Genomic DNA, 13,521 nt, shown 5'->3' with positions numbered 1-13,521 from the left:
GGGTGAGCTGCGTTGTGTCGTCGGGGTGCCGGTGCGGTCGGCAGCACCGCGCTGTCGGCTGCACCGCGCGGTCGGCCCCAGATGGTCAGTCCCGCCTGGCCCGCTCCCGCGCAGGGCGCAGCCCGGCCACCGTGGTGACCGCGTGCTCGAGACTGAAGTCGGCGTCGGCCGCCTGCCCCTTCACGTCGCCGTTGAGCTGGGCCACCGCCTGGATCGCCTTCGCGATCGACACCGAGTCCCAGGCCCTCGCCTGCGCCTGCACCTTCTTGACGCGGCGCGGCGGCATGCCCAACTCCGAGGCCGCCGCGTACTGGTCCATCGATCCGATGGCACGCACCCGCGCGATCGCGTGGACCGCCTCCGCGAGCGCGTCTGCCAGCAGCACCCTCGGCACGCCGTGATGCTCGGCCCACGCCAGTGACTCCAACGCCCCCGCGCGATCGCCCGTGACCGTCTTGTCAGCGACCTCGAATCCGGTGATCTCCGGACGGCCCTGATAGTACAGCCGAACCGCGTCCACGGTCACCTTGCCGCCGGTGTCTGCGACGAGCTGACTGCACGCTGCGGCCAGCTCGCGCAGTTCCGAACCCACCCCCTCGACGAGCTGTTCGACCACGTCGTTGCTCACCTTGACCTTCAGGGTGCGGAACTCCTTGCGCACGAAATCCATCCGCTCCGACGGCCATTTCGGCGCGACACAGTCGTGCTCGACCGCGCCCGCCTTCTTCAGCGTCGGCACCAAGGATTTCGCGCGGCCACCACCGGTGTGGACGACCATCAGGGTGATCCCGTCGGGAAGCGCCGCGGCCGCCTGCCCGATCAGCGCGGAAGGTTCCTTACCGGCATCGGCCGCCGACTCGACGACCACGACACGATCCTCGGCGAACAGCGAGGGGCTGAGCAGCTCGGCGAGTTCGTGTTCGGTCACATCGCCCGCGCGCACCCTCGTGACGGGGACCTCCGTGCCGGTGTCCGCCGACTGCTGCGCGACGACACCCGCGATCACCCGTCCGGTGAGGAAGTCGTCGTCTCCGAGCAACAGGTGCAGGCGTTCATCCACGGCGACCATCGTGCCAGACGGACCCGACAGCCCGCCCGAGCCCACGAACACCCTCCGGGACCCGCGGGGCCGCGGCTGCCACCGCCACCACCACGATCACTGTCGCCGCACCGACGACGAGGGCGCCGACGACACCCGACGGGACGGACATCGTCGCCCACGTCTGCGCGCCGAGGAGCCGCGCGCAGGTGAGCATCCACCACAACTCCGGCCCGAGCGCACGCACCATCAGCTCAGCGCAGCCCGCACCCGGGCCGTCGACGCCACCGATCGATCCGACGACCGCGGCGGCGGTCCCCACGACGCCGACGAGCCCGACGACCGGCACCACGAGGACGTTCGCGAGCAACGCCACGATGCTGAAACGTCCACTGAGCAGCGCGATGACGGGAGCGGTGACCAGCTGCGCGGCAAGCGACATCGCCAGCAACTCGGCCACACCCGCCGGAATGCGTCGCGCCCGCAGCCAATCGCGCAGGGATGCCGACCACAGCACCAGGCCTGCCGTCGCGAGTACCGACAGGGCGAAACCCGGTGCCACCGCCAGATCCGGCCACCACAACAGGCCGACGATGGTGGCCGCACCGAGCGCCGGCATCGCGTGCGCCCGTCGCGACCCCGCCAGCGCCAGCAGCCCTACCGTGCCCATCATCGCCGCCCGGAGCACACTCGGCGACGGACGGACCAGGATCACGAACATCACCACGATCAGGATCCCCACGACGGACGTGACACGCGGCGACGCCCCCAGCGCACGGACCACCATCACCACGGCCCCGGTCACGATCGCGAAGTTGCTGCCCCCCAATGTCGTATAGCGGTCGTATTCTCCGGCCATGCGAGCGATCATCTACTGCCGGGTCTCATCGGACCCGAACCAGCGCGGCAAGTCCGTCGACGAGCAGGAGCGAGAATGTCGCGCCCTTGCCGACCGGAGCGGGTGGACCGTCGGCGAGGTGCTCATCGACAACGACCGTGGTGCGTCTCGCTACAGCCACAAGACGCGCCCGGCATACCAACGGCTGCAACAGATCCTGTCGCCCGGGGATGTACTCGTCACCTGGGAGGCGTCGCGTGCACAACGCGACCTCAAGGCCTACGTCGAGCTGCGCGACCTCTGCGCCGAGCGCGGTGTCATGTGGTCGTACTCCGGCCGCACCTACGATCTTGCCCGCGGCGACGACCGATTCACCACCGGCCTCGACGCCCTCCTGGCCGAGAAAGAGGTCGAGCAGTCCCGCGAGCGCGTCCTCCGTTCGGTCCGCGCCAACGCTGCTGCCGGCCGACCTCACGGCAAACTCCCCTACGGCTACAAGATCATTCGTGACCCCGACACCGGCATTCCGGTCGACCGTGTGCCGAACCCCGAGACTGCGCCGATCGTCCAAGAGGCCGCACGCCGTGTGCTCGCCGGGGATGCGATCTACGCAGTGTGCGCCGATCTCAACGAGCGCGGCATTCCGGGACCGCGACCGAAGCGCGATGGCAGCAAGGCGCCGTGGATACCGGTGACGATGCGGAAGATCCTCGAGTCGCCGACGTACGCCGCGCTGCGGGTCCACAAGGGCGAGGTCGTCGGTGACGCCACCTGGGAGCCAATCATCAGCCGCGAGGACCATCAGCGCCTCGTCGCGCTCTTCGCAGACCCGTCCCGGCTGACTCATCGTGGGGCCGAACCGAAGTGGCTCCTGACGGGCGTCGCGGTGTGCGGTGAATGCGGTGGGGCGATTCGCCGGCAGAAGAACCGCGGCTTCGACGCCTACCTCTGCAAAGATGCGTTCCATGTGTCGCGGAACGTTGTGCCGGTCGACGAGTACGTGACTGAGGCGGTCATCCGACGTCTCGAGAGCCAGGCCCTCCTGGGCGATCTCGCCGACGCCAACACAGAGCTGCGCGCCGCGATGGACCACGCGCGCGGGCTGCAGCAGCGGCTCGACTCGTTCACAGACTCGGCCGCCGACGGAGAGCTGTCCGCCGCGGCGCTCGCTCGCATCGAGGCGAAGCTTCGCCCGCAGATAGCCGCGGCGGAGGCACGAGTTCGTTCGTTCATGCCATCGCCTCAGGTCGCCGACATCGCGGGGCCGGGTGCCCGCGAGCGTTGGCTCGAGCTGACGATCAAAGACCGCCGCGAACTGCTCGCACAGATCGTCGTCGTCCACATCCACTCGGTGAACGGGAAGCGCGGCCGACCCATCGCCGAGGGAATCGAGCTCACCTGGCGGCAGTAGTCCGCCGCTGTTCGCGCGTCGAGCGGATCCGCTGCAGCCGTTTGACGAGTTCCGGCGCGTAGGCTGCGGCCTCGGGATCGTCGAGGAGCCGGTTGAGCTTCTGGTAGTAGCGCGTCTGCGTCAGACCGAACTCGGCCATGATCGCGTCGGCCTTGGCGCCAGCGGTGCGCCACCACTTCTGCTCGAAGTCGAGGATGCGGCGGTCGGTGTCGATCACGCGACGCCCCGCTCGCGGAGCTGGTCGTCGATCCAGTCACGTTCCTCATCCGTGAGCGACTGCACGAGCGTGACGAGCATCGGGACGTCGACCCACAGCTCCTGGGCCACCTCATCGGTCTGCCGGGTCCAGCCGAGGACGTCCACGAGCTGCTCGAGGGCGATCAGCCGGCGTGCCGCGATGCGCTCCACTGCCAATTCCTCGCGCGCCCTCAGCACCCGGTCGATCGGATACACGCGGCGCTCGTCGTGAACCAGCTCGTGCGCGATGGTGCATCGACGCTCGTCGCCGAGCATGTGGCGGTTCACCTCGATGCGGTCACCGGTAATGCGGCCGCGGACGCCATGCGGGAGGTCGTCGACGAACTCGATCGCGAGGTGCTGTCGGCGGCGGGCATCGCGCCACGGGTGGTAGATCGACATGCCTGCCACCGTAGGAGCTGACACCGACAAACCAGTGCGGCGCAACTAATTACAGTCTTGTCATTCGACGTTAAGATCAGGGTCGTCCGAGACGATGGAGGAGAACCGTCGCCCCGTCACAGTTCGCCTTCCAAGTCGATTCTTGGTGGCGGTTTCAACGACTCTGATGTTGACGTGACTGTCGAATGCCAGGTTCTGAAACTCAGCAGACGGCACGTTCGTGATTTCGACCCGGCCGCCACGGCGTCCGCCGCGAACCGTGATCGACCGGTTCTCGCCGTCCATGACGACCAGTTTGCCGCTGATCGTCGCTGGCTGATCTGACGAATCGATGACCTCATAGACGTGCTCGATCCACGCCGAGCCGCCATCCCTGGTGAACTTCGACTGATAGACGTCACCGTGACTTCCGCTGGCGGTCAGGTCTAGATCCAGCTCGACATCGATCAACTGTTCGGCGAGCTCTTTGGCTTTGTCCAAAACCGCCCGCTTCGAGGTGCTAGCAATCTCCTGAGGTGCCGCATGACGTTCCAATAGCTCGTGAACTGCTATGACGGCCTTTAGCGCAGACTCTAAGTCCGAGGTAGCCGCGCTCTCGAACGGCTCTTTCACATGCGCAAAGGAGGGCTCAATGCGCACGACAGCGCTACCCTCCGAGATCCCTGTCATCTGGAAGCTGACGTCCCCCTTAGGCATGGCAGCGCGCACCTCAGCTTGGATCGCTGCGATAATCGGTGACGCATCTGCGGGCAGGGAGCCTTCCCTCGTCGACGAGCCGATGAATCTGATGTCGACACCGAATGGAAGGGCAGCGCCAGGTTCGATGTCGCGCATTGAAGCGACCAGAGAACGACGTGCCGCCGAGACGAGATTGCTGGCCGTTGCGTCTCTGGGGGGCAGCCAGTCATCATCATGGGACGAACCGAGGACCGGGAACCGATCAGCTAGCGCCACGGATCCACCTCCAAATATCCTCGCCTCGGCGCTGAATCGCCCGAGGTCATCGGACCCTTCGTCGCGGATGCGCGGCGGCGAAGCCAAAAATCGTCGAAAAGCCCACGAGTTGCCAGGTACTCGAACTCAGACGACGTCAGGTCCTTCATCATTATCGTTGTGAAGGACTCTCGCAAGATGGCGAACGGCTCGACTCCGTAACGCCGACGAACGTCCTTTCGGCTCTCAAAGAGCTTCTGAGCCCTGCCGGATCCAGGCTTTCCTTCAATGCTACGCAATGCGGCGCCGTTGATGATCGGCGATATGTCGACGTCTTCGGGGTCGAGCTCTGCAGAAGGAAAGCTACCGCCAATCCACACTCGCTCCAGCAAACACGTACCCGTCAGGTCGTGAACGTCTTCCCACGTGGCCAGGTACCTGAGAAGTCCTACCCACCGATCCGATCGAGTCCGAGACGCAGCGAAATCGTCGTGCGCCACGAATCGATCGTGAAGCTGTTCCAAAGTGCACGGATGGCGGCCCGGCGGTAGGTGGCCGTCGACGAGGGCTGGAATCACGCGCCACTCTCCGGGCCGTCTGCGTCAGCCTCTTCACCGAGCTTGGCATGCTCGTCGCGCAGCAGTTCACCCTTGGCCTTGCCCTGACCTCGACGCGCCGCGGCCGGCAACGTGTCGCCGAGATACTCAGAATCGGTCAGGGCCGCCTGCAACACATCGGCGTAGTCGCGACCCGTGATTTCCGATACCGCGAGGAGGAGGCGACGCTCCGGCAGGTTCCGGATACCGCGCTTCTTCCAGGAGTTGACCGTCTGCGGACTCGACCCGATGCGCCGCGCGAACTCAGCCTCTCGGACGCCGTACGCGTCGAGATGCTCCTGGATGATCTTCCACAGTTCGCCCATGCCGAGAGCCTCAGTCACCCTTCGTTCTGCATCAAGATGTGCGCGCACCGACCCGTCTACCGGCGTCAAGCACTGGTGTCACATCTGTCGTCTACCAATTGACAGTTGAGATTGTGCCCCATATCCGCAGGCTGCGGAACTACACCTCTGTAATTTCTTGACGAGCGTCTACCAGTTGCGGAAGAATCATCCGCAGATTCTTGACACCGACCCGTCTACCAGGGGAGACTCAATGTCGTCATACAAGCGCTGGCCGAAAGGCAGTTGGATGCGACTCACCTCAGCGGACACCCTCCGCGCGCTGATGAAGCAGCGGAGCTTCTCGATGGAACGACTCGGGCGATACTCCGGTTGCTCGAAGAGCTTCATCAGCCACCTCTGCGCAGGCCGAAAGTCCACGTGCACGCCACAACTGGCCGCACGCATCGCGGAGGCCCTCGAGGTCCCCCTCGAGCTCCTTTTCGTGCTCAACGAATCCGCAGACTGCGGACGAAACATCCGCAACTCCTCGCAAGCGATCTCGGCATGACCACCACGCAGCCCGATCCCAACGTCTGGCCCCTCGCCCCAGGCAATGCGCCCGCCGACATCGAGGCCGCTCTCGCCGCCGAGGCCGACCGCTGGCCCGAACCGAGCGCCGCTCTCCGCGAGCGCGTCTCCCAGATCCTCCGTCGCCCGCAACACCGCGCGGCGTCGTAGCACTCCCCCGCGTACCGGAGGGGAAGCCAGGCGCGGGGGTCATCCACCAGAAGGGAATCCACCATGTTGCAACTCATCTCAGAGAATCTCGGAGCCTGCCTGCTGGCGGGTGCCGGGATTCTCACCGGGGTCATCATCCTGATCGACCTCGTCGCCGGCGCCCGCCGAAAGTGGGACCCCATCGAGGTCGACCGCGGCGAGATCGTCGAGCCGGAAGGCGGCCGGAGATGAGCGCCGCCGACCTCTACGCCCGCCATGGCATCGCCTCGAAGGTCCAGGCGGCCGCCGAGCGTGAGACCAGCGCCCAGGTGCGCGACCGCGACGAAGCTCTCGGTCGCGCACACCGGCAGCTCGCCGAACGCTGCGAGCAGCTCGGCGGCCTCGACTGCGCGATCATCCGCGAGTCCGTCCTGTCGGCGCCGGTGTACCGCATCCACGTCGTGAACCAGCGGACGAGCGGTCGCATCCGCGAGAACGGAGCGGACCCGCTCGACGCTCTGCAACGTGTCCTCGATCGCCTGGCGCGAGAGGACTACGAGCAATGAGCTACCTACAGACCGAACCCGACATCGCCAACGCGGCACTCGATCTCGTCGACGAGATCCACGACGTCGAAGACGCCCAGCTCATGCACCGAATGATCATGTACCGCTTCCAGACTCAGCCCGAAGCGATGGCACAGATCGCGATGTGCCTCGCCTTCTGGGTCGGCGGTGCCACGAGCACCGTCCTCGACGACACCACATCGACGCTCGCGATCGAGAGATGCCGGCAGCTCCTCATCGCCGGGAAGCTCACCGAGTCCGAGTACATGCGAGTCGCGTCATGACTGGCACCGTCCGCTATTTCGACGTCGACCACCGCGGCTACGAACAGCCCCGCGAGGTCCACGGCGAGATCCTCGCCGACTCATCGAAGTTCGTCACCGTCGACACCCCGACGAGCACCGTCCTCGTCCCGGTCGAGAACACCATCCACATCGCGATCGACAAGGAACACACCTCATGACCAACCCCTTCGCCGCCGCCGTCGAGCGCGCACTCCCCGTCGCCGAGCGCACCGGGCCCTCGTCCTACGAGCTCGCCGTCCTCCGCGGCCTGCAGATCCTCCCGACGATCTACCAGGGCTTCGGCGCCGATCAGGTGATCACCCACCGCGACGGCACCGTCGAACACGTCCCCGATCCCCGCATCGCCCAGACCGAACGGCGGCGAGCGCGGAACCGGATGGCGCGCAGATCGCGGCGGATCAACCGGCTGGGAGCCCAGCGATGAGTCCCACGGCCGAAATCCCGAAGGTGTCGAAGCTCAATCGAAAGAATCTCGGGTACGAGCACAACCAGCTCGCCGAAGTTGCCAGACGTCTGGAACGTGACGGTAACGCCGCTGCCCTCGACTACCGCGTCCGCGCCGACGAGGCCCAGAAGGTCTACGAACACATCTCCAACCTCGGCTATCTGGTCGATCAACTCCGTACCCGCGGGATGCGAACGGACGTCGGTGCCGACCTCATCGACTGGCTACTCGCCCACGACTGGACCCCGCCGACCTACCTCCCGACGACCGAGGAGGAGATCTGATGGCACGATTCAAGCCCCCGATCAAGCGCCGCGAGACGGCGAAGGGTCACTACTACGTCGACGGCAACGGCGACCGCATCCCCGGCGTCACAACGATCCTCAGCGACGGCTTGCCGAAGACCGCGCTGATCAACTGGGCGGCCAACGCGACCGCCGACTACGCGGTCGACAACTGGGACATGCTCTCCGACCTCCCTGTCGCCGAGCGGCTCAAGAAGCTGCAGGGCGGCCGGTACGGCGTCACCGACAAGGCGAAGAAGCGCGGCACCGAGGTCCACGGCTATGCCGAGCGCCTGGTGCACGGCGAGAAGGTCGCCGACGTCCCCGAGCTGCTGCGCGGTCACGTCGAGGCCTACGCCCGATTCCTCGACCAGTTCGACGTCCAGCCGCTCGTCGTCGAGGCCTCTGGGGTGAACTACTCGGTCGGCTACGCCGGCACCCTCGACCTCATCGCCGACCTGACGATCCCGAAGCTCGGCGTCACCCGCGTCCTCGCTGACGTGAAGACGAACGAGAAGGGGATCTACGGCGAGACGGCGCTACAGCTCGCCGCGTACCGCCACTTCGAGAAACTCCTCGTCGACGGCAAAGAGCTCGGCATGCACGAGGTCGATCGTTGCGCCGCAATCCATGTCACCTCGGAGTCAGCCGAGCTGATCCCCCTCACGGTCGACGAGCAGCAGTGGCGCGACTTCCGGTACGCCCGCGAGATCCGGCGGTTCGCCAACGAATCTCGGGACCTCGTCGGCGCACCAGTTGAGCCTCATCGCGAAACAACCATCGCATCCATCGAGTGGAAAGAGCAGGAGTCAGCATGACCAACGAACTCGCCCAGCAGGATTCACCGTTCGGCGGCAACGTCACCCCGTTCGGTCGCAACACCGCACCAGCACCCCGCCAGCAGGACTCGTTCGTCCGCCTGCAGAGCTGGACCGACACCTTCATCAACTGCGCGACCGTGGCGAAGCACCTCGCGGTCACCGAGTTCGTGCCGTCAGCGTTCCAGGGCAAGCCCGAGTCGATCGCCGCCGCGATGATGAAGGGCCTCGAGCTCGGCATCGATCCACTAGATGCACTGCAGAACATCTACGTCGTCAAGGGCAAGGTCGGGTTCTCCGCCGAATTCATGAGACGCCGAATCATCGAGGCCGGTCACGAGATCGTCCTCAAGGAGTCGACCGACACCCGGTGTGTGATTCGGGGGCGTCGCAAGGAATCCGAGGAGTGGCAGCAGGTCACGTTCACCGCGGAGAACGCGAAAGCCGCCGGCATCGACATCAAGAGCTATCCGTCGGACAAGCTCGTCGCCCGCGCCTCGTCGCGACTCTTCCGCCGAGTGTTTCCCGACGTCATGAGCGGCACCGCGATCATCGAGGACGTCATCGAGGTCGGCGACCAGGGCGCCATCGTCGACGTCGAACCGGAGACCGTCGCGAAGGCGGTCGAGTCGGCACCGGTCCAGCGCAAGACCGCCACCCGCAAGGCCCCGGCGAAGAAGGCCGCGCAGAAGGCCGAGAAGGTCAACGACCCGAGCGACCAGCCGCCGCTGCCCGACGAGGAGCCCGCCTCCGATTCGAGCGCAAAACCGGAACCCGAGCCGGTCACCGAGGTCGGCCAGAACTCGCAGGGCGACGAGACTCTCACTCCCGCGCAGAACAAGAAGCTCCACACGCTGATGACGAAGGAGGGGCTGACTGATCGCACGGAGGCGATGGCGTGGCTGTCGGAGAATCTCAAGCGCGAAATCACCACGTCGAACGATCTGAGCAAGACAGAGGCGTCGTCGCTGATTGATCAGCTCGAGGCCTGGCAGCGTGGCGATCTCGACAAGAGCCGGTCATGACCTACTTCGCTGGCATCCGCGCCGTCACTCCGGTGACCCCAGTGACGAATTGGGAGCGCCGACTGATGCAGAACGCTCGCACTACCCAGCGGGCCCAGATCCGCCGACGGGATGACGACGGCCAGTGGTTCGTCGCCATCCCGTTCGCGGGTCTCTACTCGATCAATCCCACCTTCGCGATCCGTGATCGCTACACCGCTGACGCGATCGGCCTACGCAGCAACATGACCGCCGCCGAGATCGCGATGCGGGTTGGCGCGCGGCACGCCCAGCACCACGCCTGGGCCTCAACCGTCCGATCCGACCAGAACGGAATCGGCATCACTCGAAGGGAATCCATCGCATGACCACGTACGACGAGACGACCGACCTGCCGACGGAGTACCACCAGGCGCCCGACGGCATCGACAAGGCGACCCCAGAGGTGCCGCTCGGCTCGGGCATCACCGTCAATGACCACCTGTTCACCGAGGCGAAGGTGAAGTTTTCGGGCGGACTCTCGGAGTTCCCCATCCCCGACCCGCCGCGTGAAGAGGGTGAGGTTCGGACCTACATCGTCAAGGCGTCGTTGGCGGACATCAAGTATGACGGCAAGGGCGACGATGGGCCTCGCGTCACCCTCACCCTGAAGCCGTTCGTCGTCTACGACAGACGCTTCGGGGCTATGAACGATCGCCAGCGCGTCGAGACCCCCGACGAGCTGGAGGCGCTGAAACAGAAGGCGAAGGAGACCGCCGACCCCGACGACGACGTCCCCGAGGACGACAAGAAGGGTGGCCTGTTCGACGACGCCGGCGAGATCACAGGGGACCTCGACAACGACGACGAGGACGGTCCGGACGAATGATCGACTTCGACAATCCGCCCACTGACTATCGCGGCACCATCGAGGTGTACACGGAAGAGGTCTACCAGTACGCCAAGGGATTCCGTGTCACTGAGTGGCGGTGGCGGTGTAAGTCCCGCAACGGTCAGATTCTGGCCAGTGGTGAGGGCTACAAGCGGCGTGCGGGTGCACTCAACGCCATCGACACCCAGTACGCGGTGCGGTTAGCGACAGGGACCGTTCTCCGCCCAGGAGACGCTCAACTTGATCTCTTCGTGCCGTGGCGTCTTGTCATCCACGACCGTGGCGGCCAAGTCGAGAAGATCGGGGGGCTGTACTGATGTCTTTCGCCCTTGAGCAACAAATGGTGTTGCTGCACTGCGCGAATTGCGGTGTTCCGTTCGCCATCACCACCGACCTGGAGAACCGTCGGCGAAACGATCACGCCAACTTCTGGTGCCCAAACGGCCACACGAACGCCTTCAAAGGTGAGACCGAGACCGAGCGGCTCGCGCGCCAACTGAAGTATGCACAGAGCGCTCGGGACGATTACCGGGACCGCCTCGACCGGAAGACGCGCCAACACAACGCGGCAAAGGGGCAGATCACCAAGCTGCGCAACAGGATCAACTCGCCCAGCCATCCGACGGATGACGGTGATGGCTCGTGAGCACCCCCGACAACCAGCCGACCATTCGCAGCATCTCGGGTATCCGCGACGGCTACGGCCGCACCTACCCGCCCATGGTCCCGAAGGCGGAACTCGACGCCGCCAACGCGACTGCCGACCAGCTCGCAGCCGATTGCGATTCGCTGACCGAGGATCGGGATTACTGGAAGCATCGCGCCGAGGAACTCCAGGTGGACCTGGACGCCGCACGAATCCTCGAACAGACGACGGACCCGAACCCCGTCACTGTCGGCGCAGTCGTCGCTCTCGTCTACATGCTGACTCAGTTCGGATTCACCGACATCCGCGAGATCGGCCGCGCTGCACAGGAACTGGCGCAGTTGCTCGCCGCCGAGGTGTCCGATGACTGACGAGATCCGCCTGCGCGACATGCCCGTCATCGAGGCCGCAGCCACCCTGCTCGTCGTCCTCCCGATCGTGGTCCTCCTCGCGCTGGCGGAGCGGCTCGACGAGTGGATCTACGACCGCCGTGTCGCGCGTGAAAACGAGCGGAAGCGGGGGGCGGCGTGACCCTCACCCTCACAGACCTCTTCTGTGGCGCCGGCGGCTCGTCGACCGGCGCGATCCAGGTGCCCGGAATCTCGGTCCGGATCGCGTCGAACCACTGGGATCTCGCCGTCGAGACCCACAACACGAACCATCCGGACGCTGACCACCTGTGCGCCGACCTCTCCCAGATCTCGCCGCGCTACTTCCCCCGCACCGACATCCTGTGGGCATCACCCGAGTGCACCAACCACTCAGTCGCGAAGGGCCGCAAACGCGAAGCCGCCCAGCCCGATTTGTTCGGCGAGATGCTACCCGACGCCGCGGCCGAACGCTCCCGGGCGACGATGTGGGACGTCCCGCGGTTCGCCGAGCACCACCAGTACGACGCGGTGATCGTCGAGAACGTCGTCGACGCGTTCAACTGGGTGCCGTTCCGCGCCTGGCTGATGGCGATGGAAGCCCTCGGCTACGACCACCACATCGTGATGCTCAACTCGATGCACGCCCAGACCCTCGGCCAGGGTGCACCGCAGTCCCGCGACCGCATGTACGTCGTGTTCTGGCGTCACGGCAACCAGCGGCCGGAGCTCGAACGAGTCACCCGGCCCGACGCCGTGTGCCCCGACTGTGGGCCGGTCAAGGCGATGCAATCGTTCAAGAAGGCCGACGGCCGCTGGGGCCGGTATCGCGCCCAGTACGTCTACCGCTGCCCGAGCGTGAAGTGCCGCAACCAGATCGTCGAACCACTGTTCCGGCCGGCCGCCGAGATCATCGACTGGACCCTCGAAGGCCTCCGGATTGGCGACCGGACGAAACCGTTGGCGGCGAAGACGATGGCGCGGATTCAAGCCGGGATCGATCGGTACTGGGGGCCGACGATCCTCGAGGCCGCGGGAAACACGTACGACGCGGCGAATCCGCGCCACCCTGGCCACGGACGTCCAGATGGCCACATGCGGGTCTGGCCGACCGGGGACCCACTCCGGACTGTGCACACGACGATGTCGAAGGCACTCGCGATCCCGGTCGAGGGCCGGGACGGAAAGCGGGCCGCTCCCGTCTCGCAGCCCGCCCGGACAATGACGACCCGCAATGAGACCGGCCTCGCGTTCATCGCGGAGCTGCGCGGAGGTGGGTCGAAACACCGGCCCGTCTCGGACCCGCTGTGCACGGTCACCGCGTCGGGGAACCACCACGGTCTGGTGACGACGTACTACGGCAAGGGTGGTGCTCAGTCGACCGACGAAGCGCTACCCACCGTGACGACCGTCGAGAAGCACGCGCTGCTGATGCGCAACAACTCATCGAGGAGCGGGCCGGGGGCCGAGCACTCGACGCCCGTGACCGAAGCCGCGCGCACGATCACGACCAGCGGCCACCAGTCGCTCCTCGACGCCGACCGCCCGACCGTCGATATCGAAGACGTCCGGTTCCGGATGCTCGAACCCCGAGAGATCGTCGCCGCGATGGACTTCCCCGGCGAGTACGTCGTCTTGGGCAATCGGCGCGAGCAGGTGCGGATGGCGGGGAATGCAGTCACGCCACCAGCCGCCAGAGATCTCGTGGGAGTGGTTGCCGAGAGCCTGGGGGTGGTGGCGTGACGTTGAGTGCA

General features: G+C 65.9%; 25 protein-coding genes. 18 read left to right on the top strand and 7 right to left on the bottom strand.

The annotated features are described in order from the left end of the window. Positions 1-85: 85 nt before the first annotated feature. A complete protein-coding gene (holA, locus tag QSJ19_RS01220; protein WP_286317882.1) occupies positions 86-1,069 on the bottom strand; it encodes a DNA polymerase III subunit delta in 984 nt (327 codons plus the stop codon). Continuing rightward, positions 1,053-1,898 carry a ComEC/Rec2 family competence protein gene (locus tag QSJ19_RS01215; protein WP_286317881.1) on the bottom strand — a complete coding sequence of 282 codons (846 nt, stop codon included), beginning with the start codon at positions 1,896-1,898 and terminating at the stop codon, positions 1,053-1,055. Before QSJ19_RS01215 ends, holA begins: the two co-directional genes overlap by 17 nt. Here QSJ19_RS01215 and QSJ19_RS01210 point away from each other — a divergent pair. After that, positions 1,897-3,288, top strand: a complete 1,392-nt coding sequence (locus QSJ19_RS01210; protein ID WP_286317880.1) for a recombinase family protein — start codon at positions 1,897-1,899, stop codon at positions 3,286-3,288. The two genes, QSJ19_RS01215 and QSJ19_RS01210, sit on opposite strands and share 2 nt — an antisense overlap. On the opposite strand, the gene QSJ19_RS01205 is transcribed toward QSJ19_RS01210, so the two are convergent. The 5 genes from QSJ19_RS01205 to QSJ19_RS01190 are packed head-to-tail and all read right to left on the bottom strand — an operon-like array spanning position 3,272 to position 5,782. Further along, positions 3,272-3,505 carry a DUF3263 domain-containing protein gene (locus QSJ19_RS01205; protein WP_286317879.1) on the bottom strand — a complete coding sequence of 78 codons (234 nt, stop codon included), beginning with the start codon at positions 3,503-3,505 and terminating at the stop codon, positions 3,272-3,274. The two genes, QSJ19_RS01210 and QSJ19_RS01205, sit on opposite strands and share 17 nt — an antisense overlap. After that, positions 3,502-3,927 (bottom strand): hypothetical protein, encoded by a 426-nt coding sequence (locus QSJ19_RS01200; protein ID WP_286317878.1) that lies wholly within the window; start codon positions 3,925-3,927, stop codon positions 3,502-3,504. The genes QSJ19_RS01205 and QSJ19_RS01200 overlap by 4 nt, the downstream gene beginning before the upstream one ends. A 60-nt stretch (positions 3,928-3,987) precedes the next feature. Further along, positions 3,988-4,881, bottom strand: a complete 894-nt coding sequence (locus tag QSJ19_RS01195) for a hypothetical protein (RefSeq protein ID WP_286317877.1) — start codon at positions 4,879-4,881, stop codon at positions 3,988-3,990. Next, positions 4,872-5,438 carry a DUF6932 family protein gene (locus QSJ19_RS26940; protein ID WP_502876059.1) on the bottom strand — a complete coding sequence of 189 codons (567 nt, stop codon included), beginning with the start codon at positions 5,436-5,438 and terminating at the stop codon, positions 4,872-4,874. The genes QSJ19_RS01195 and QSJ19_RS26940 overlap by 10 nt, the downstream gene beginning before the upstream one ends. Beyond that, the gene (locus QSJ19_RS01190; RefSeq protein ID WP_286317876.1) at positions 5,435-5,782 is read right to left on the bottom strand and encodes a hypothetical protein; all 348 of its coding nucleotides are present in this window, start codon (positions 5,780-5,782) and stop codon (positions 5,435-5,437) included. The genes QSJ19_RS26940 and QSJ19_RS01190 overlap by 4 nt, the downstream gene beginning before the upstream one ends. A gap of 232 nt (positions 5,783-6,014) precedes the next feature. Between QSJ19_RS01190 and QSJ19_RS01185 the strand changes: the two genes are divergently transcribed. The 17 genes from QSJ19_RS01185 to QSJ19_RS01105 all read left to right on the top strand — a co-directional run bounded on the left by QSJ19_RS01185 (position 6,015) and on the right by QSJ19_RS01105 (position 13,510). Next, a complete protein-coding gene (locus tag QSJ19_RS01185) occupies positions 6,015-6,311 on the top strand; it encodes a helix-turn-helix domain-containing protein (RefSeq protein WP_286317875.1) in 297 nt (98 codons plus the stop codon). Next, on the top strand, positions 6,308-6,481 hold the full coding sequence (locus QSJ19_RS01180) for a hypothetical protein (protein ID WP_286317874.1): 174 nt from the start codon (positions 6,308-6,310) through the stop codon (positions 6,479-6,481). The genes QSJ19_RS01185 and QSJ19_RS01180 overlap by 4 nt, the downstream gene beginning before the upstream one ends. A gap of 63 nt (positions 6,482-6,544) precedes the next feature. After that, complete coding sequence (locus QSJ19_RS01175; RefSeq protein WP_286317873.1) at positions 6,545-6,712, top strand: hypothetical protein; 168 nt, start codon at positions 6,545-6,547, stop codon at positions 6,710-6,712. Then, positions 6,709-7,026: a hypothetical protein gene (locus tag QSJ19_RS01170; protein WP_286317872.1), complete on the top strand. Its 318-nt coding sequence runs from the start codon at positions 6,709-6,711 to the stop codon at positions 7,024-7,026. The genes QSJ19_RS01175 and QSJ19_RS01170 overlap by 4 nt, the downstream gene beginning before the upstream one ends. Further along, entirely contained in the window at positions 7,023-7,310 is a 288-nt protein-coding gene (locus tag QSJ19_RS01165) for a hypothetical protein (RefSeq protein ID WP_286317871.1), read from the top strand. Before QSJ19_RS01170 ends, QSJ19_RS01165 begins: the two co-directional genes overlap by 4 nt. Further along, positions 7,307-7,489, top strand: coding sequence for a hypothetical protein (locus QSJ19_RS01160; RefSeq protein WP_286317870.1), 183 nt, complete (start codon positions 7,307-7,309; stop codon positions 7,487-7,489). Before QSJ19_RS01165 ends, QSJ19_RS01160 begins: the two co-directional genes overlap by 4 nt. Continuing rightward, positions 7,486-7,755 carry a hypothetical protein gene (locus QSJ19_RS01155; RefSeq protein WP_286317869.1) on the top strand — a complete coding sequence of 90 codons (270 nt, stop codon included), beginning with the start codon at positions 7,486-7,488 and terminating at the stop codon, positions 7,753-7,755. The genes QSJ19_RS01160 and QSJ19_RS01155 overlap by 4 nt, the downstream gene beginning before the upstream one ends. Then, positions 7,752-8,060 carry a hypothetical protein gene (locus QSJ19_RS01150; RefSeq protein ID WP_286317868.1) on the top strand — a complete coding sequence of 103 codons (309 nt, stop codon included), beginning with the start codon at positions 7,752-7,754 and terminating at the stop codon, positions 8,058-8,060. Before QSJ19_RS01155 ends, QSJ19_RS01150 begins: the two co-directional genes overlap by 4 nt. Beyond that, positions 8,060-8,878: a hypothetical protein gene (locus tag QSJ19_RS01145; protein ID WP_286317867.1), complete on the top strand. Its 819-nt coding sequence runs from the start codon at positions 8,060-8,062 to the stop codon at positions 8,876-8,878. The genes QSJ19_RS01150 and QSJ19_RS01145 overlap by 1 nt, the downstream gene beginning before the upstream one ends. Next, the gene (locus QSJ19_RS01140; protein ID WP_286317866.1) at positions 8,875-9,903 is read left to right on the top strand and encodes a hypothetical protein; all 1,029 of its coding nucleotides are present in this window, start codon (positions 8,875-8,877) and stop codon (positions 9,901-9,903) included. The genes QSJ19_RS01145 and QSJ19_RS01140 overlap by 4 nt, the downstream gene beginning before the upstream one ends. Next, entirely contained in the window at positions 9,900-10,250 is a 351-nt protein-coding gene (locus QSJ19_RS01135; protein ID WP_286317865.1) for a hypothetical protein, read from the top strand. Before QSJ19_RS01140 ends, QSJ19_RS01135 begins: the two co-directional genes overlap by 4 nt. Beyond that, positions 10,247-10,750, top strand: coding sequence for a hypothetical protein (locus QSJ19_RS01130; protein ID WP_286317864.1), 504 nt, complete (start codon positions 10,247-10,249; stop codon positions 10,748-10,750). Before QSJ19_RS01135 ends, QSJ19_RS01130 begins: the two co-directional genes overlap by 4 nt. Then, positions 10,747-11,070 (top strand): YegP family protein, encoded by a 324-nt coding sequence (locus QSJ19_RS01125; protein ID WP_286317863.1) that lies wholly within the window; start codon positions 10,747-10,749, stop codon positions 11,068-11,070. Before QSJ19_RS01130 ends, QSJ19_RS01125 begins: the two co-directional genes overlap by 4 nt. Continuing rightward, positions 11,070-11,399 (top strand): hypothetical protein, encoded by a 330-nt coding sequence (locus tag QSJ19_RS01120; protein ID WP_286317862.1) that lies wholly within the window; start codon positions 11,070-11,072, stop codon positions 11,397-11,399. Before QSJ19_RS01125 ends, QSJ19_RS01120 begins: the two co-directional genes overlap by 1 nt. Continuing rightward, complete coding sequence (locus QSJ19_RS01115) at positions 11,396-11,770, top strand: hypothetical protein (protein WP_286317861.1); 375 nt, start codon at positions 11,396-11,398, stop codon at positions 11,768-11,770. The genes QSJ19_RS01120 and QSJ19_RS01115 overlap by 4 nt, the downstream gene beginning before the upstream one ends. Next, complete coding sequence (locus tag QSJ19_RS01110) at positions 11,763-11,930, top strand: hypothetical protein (RefSeq protein ID WP_286317860.1); 168 nt, start codon at positions 11,763-11,765, stop codon at positions 11,928-11,930. Before QSJ19_RS01115 ends, QSJ19_RS01110 begins: the two co-directional genes overlap by 8 nt. After that, the gene (locus tag QSJ19_RS01105) at positions 11,927-13,510 is read left to right on the top strand and encodes a DNA cytosine methyltransferase (protein ID WP_286317859.1); all 1,584 of its coding nucleotides are present in this window, start codon (positions 11,927-11,929) and stop codon (positions 13,508-13,510) included. The genes QSJ19_RS01110 and QSJ19_RS01105 overlap by 4 nt, the downstream gene beginning before the upstream one ends. The last annotated feature ends 11 nt before the right edge of the window (positions 13,511-13,521 follow it).

It is taken from the genome of Gordonia sp. ABSL11-1 (genome assembly GCF_030315685.1).
Lineage (GTDB): Bacteria > Actinomycetota > Actinomycetes > Mycobacteriales > Mycobacteriaceae > Gordonia.
The sequence above is the reverse complement of the archived record's forward strand: the minus strand, read 5'-3'. Positions and strand labels throughout refer to the sequence as shown.

Bases quoted from the DNA above. Each gene is read 5' to 3' on its own strand.
- holA (WP_286317882.1), bottom strand. From the start codon at position 1,069: ATGGTCGCCGTGGATGAACGCCTGCACCTGTTGCTCGGAGACGACGAC.
- QSJ19_RS01210 (WP_286317880.1), top strand. From the start codon at position 1,897: ATGCGAGCGATCATCTACTGCCGGGTCTCATCGGACCCGAACCAGCGC.
- QSJ19_RS01215 (WP_286317881.1), bottom strand. From the start codon at position 1,898: ATGGCCGGAGAATACGACCGCTATACGACATTGGGGGGCAGCAACTTC.
- QSJ19_RS01200 (WP_286317878.1), bottom strand. From the start codon at position 3,927: ATGTCGATCTACCACCCGTGGCGCGATGCCCGCCGCCGACAGCACCTC.
- QSJ19_RS01190 (WP_286317876.1), bottom strand. From the start codon at position 5,782: ATGGGCGAACTGTGGAAGATCATCCAGGAGCATCTCGACGCGTACGGC.
- QSJ19_RS01185 (WP_286317875.1), top strand. From the start codon at position 6,015: ATGTCGTCATACAAGCGCTGGCCGAAAGGCAGTTGGATGCGACTCACC.
- QSJ19_RS01180 (WP_286317874.1), top strand. From the start codon at position 6,308: ATGACCACCACGCAGCCCGATCCCAACGTCTGGCCCCTCGCCCCAGGC.
- QSJ19_RS01175 (WP_286317873.1), top strand. From the start codon at position 6,545: ATGTTGCAACTCATCTCAGAGAATCTCGGAGCCTGCCTGCTGGCGGGT.
- QSJ19_RS01170 (WP_286317872.1), top strand. From the start codon at position 6,709: ATGAGCGCCGCCGACCTCTACGCCCGCCATGGCATCGCCTCGAAGGTC.
- QSJ19_RS01165 (WP_286317871.1), top strand. From the start codon at position 7,023: ATGAGCTACCTACAGACCGAACCCGACATCGCCAACGCGGCACTCGAT.
- QSJ19_RS01160 (WP_286317870.1), top strand. From the start codon at position 7,307: ATGACTGGCACCGTCCGCTATTTCGACGTCGACCACCGCGGCTACGAA.
- QSJ19_RS01155 (WP_286317869.1), top strand. From the start codon at position 7,486: ATGACCAACCCCTTCGCCGCCGCCGTCGAGCGCGCACTCCCCGTCGCC.
- QSJ19_RS01150 (WP_286317868.1), top strand. From the start codon at position 7,752: ATGAGTCCCACGGCCGAAATCCCGAAGGTGTCGAAGCTCAATCGAAAG.
- QSJ19_RS01145 (WP_286317867.1), top strand. From the start codon at position 8,060: ATGGCACGATTCAAGCCCCCGATCAAGCGCCGCGAGACGGCGAAGGGT.
- QSJ19_RS01140 (WP_286317866.1), top strand. From the start codon at position 8,875: ATGACCAACGAACTCGCCCAGCAGGATTCACCGTTCGGCGGCAACGTC.
- QSJ19_RS01135 (WP_286317865.1), top strand. From the start codon at position 9,900: ATGACCTACTTCGCTGGCATCCGCGCCGTCACTCCGGTGACCCCAGTG.
- QSJ19_RS01130 (WP_286317864.1), top strand. From the start codon at position 10,247: ATGACCACGTACGACGAGACGACCGACCTGCCGACGGAGTACCACCAG.
- QSJ19_RS01125 (WP_286317863.1), top strand. From the start codon at position 10,747: ATGATCGACTTCGACAATCCGCCCACTGACTATCGCGGCACCATCGAG.
- QSJ19_RS01120 (WP_286317862.1), top strand. From the start codon at position 11,070: ATGTCTTTCGCCCTTGAGCAACAAATGGTGTTGCTGCACTGCGCGAAT.
- QSJ19_RS01110 (WP_286317860.1), top strand. From the start codon at position 11,763: ATGACTGACGAGATCCGCCTGCGCGACATGCCCGTCATCGAGGCCGCA.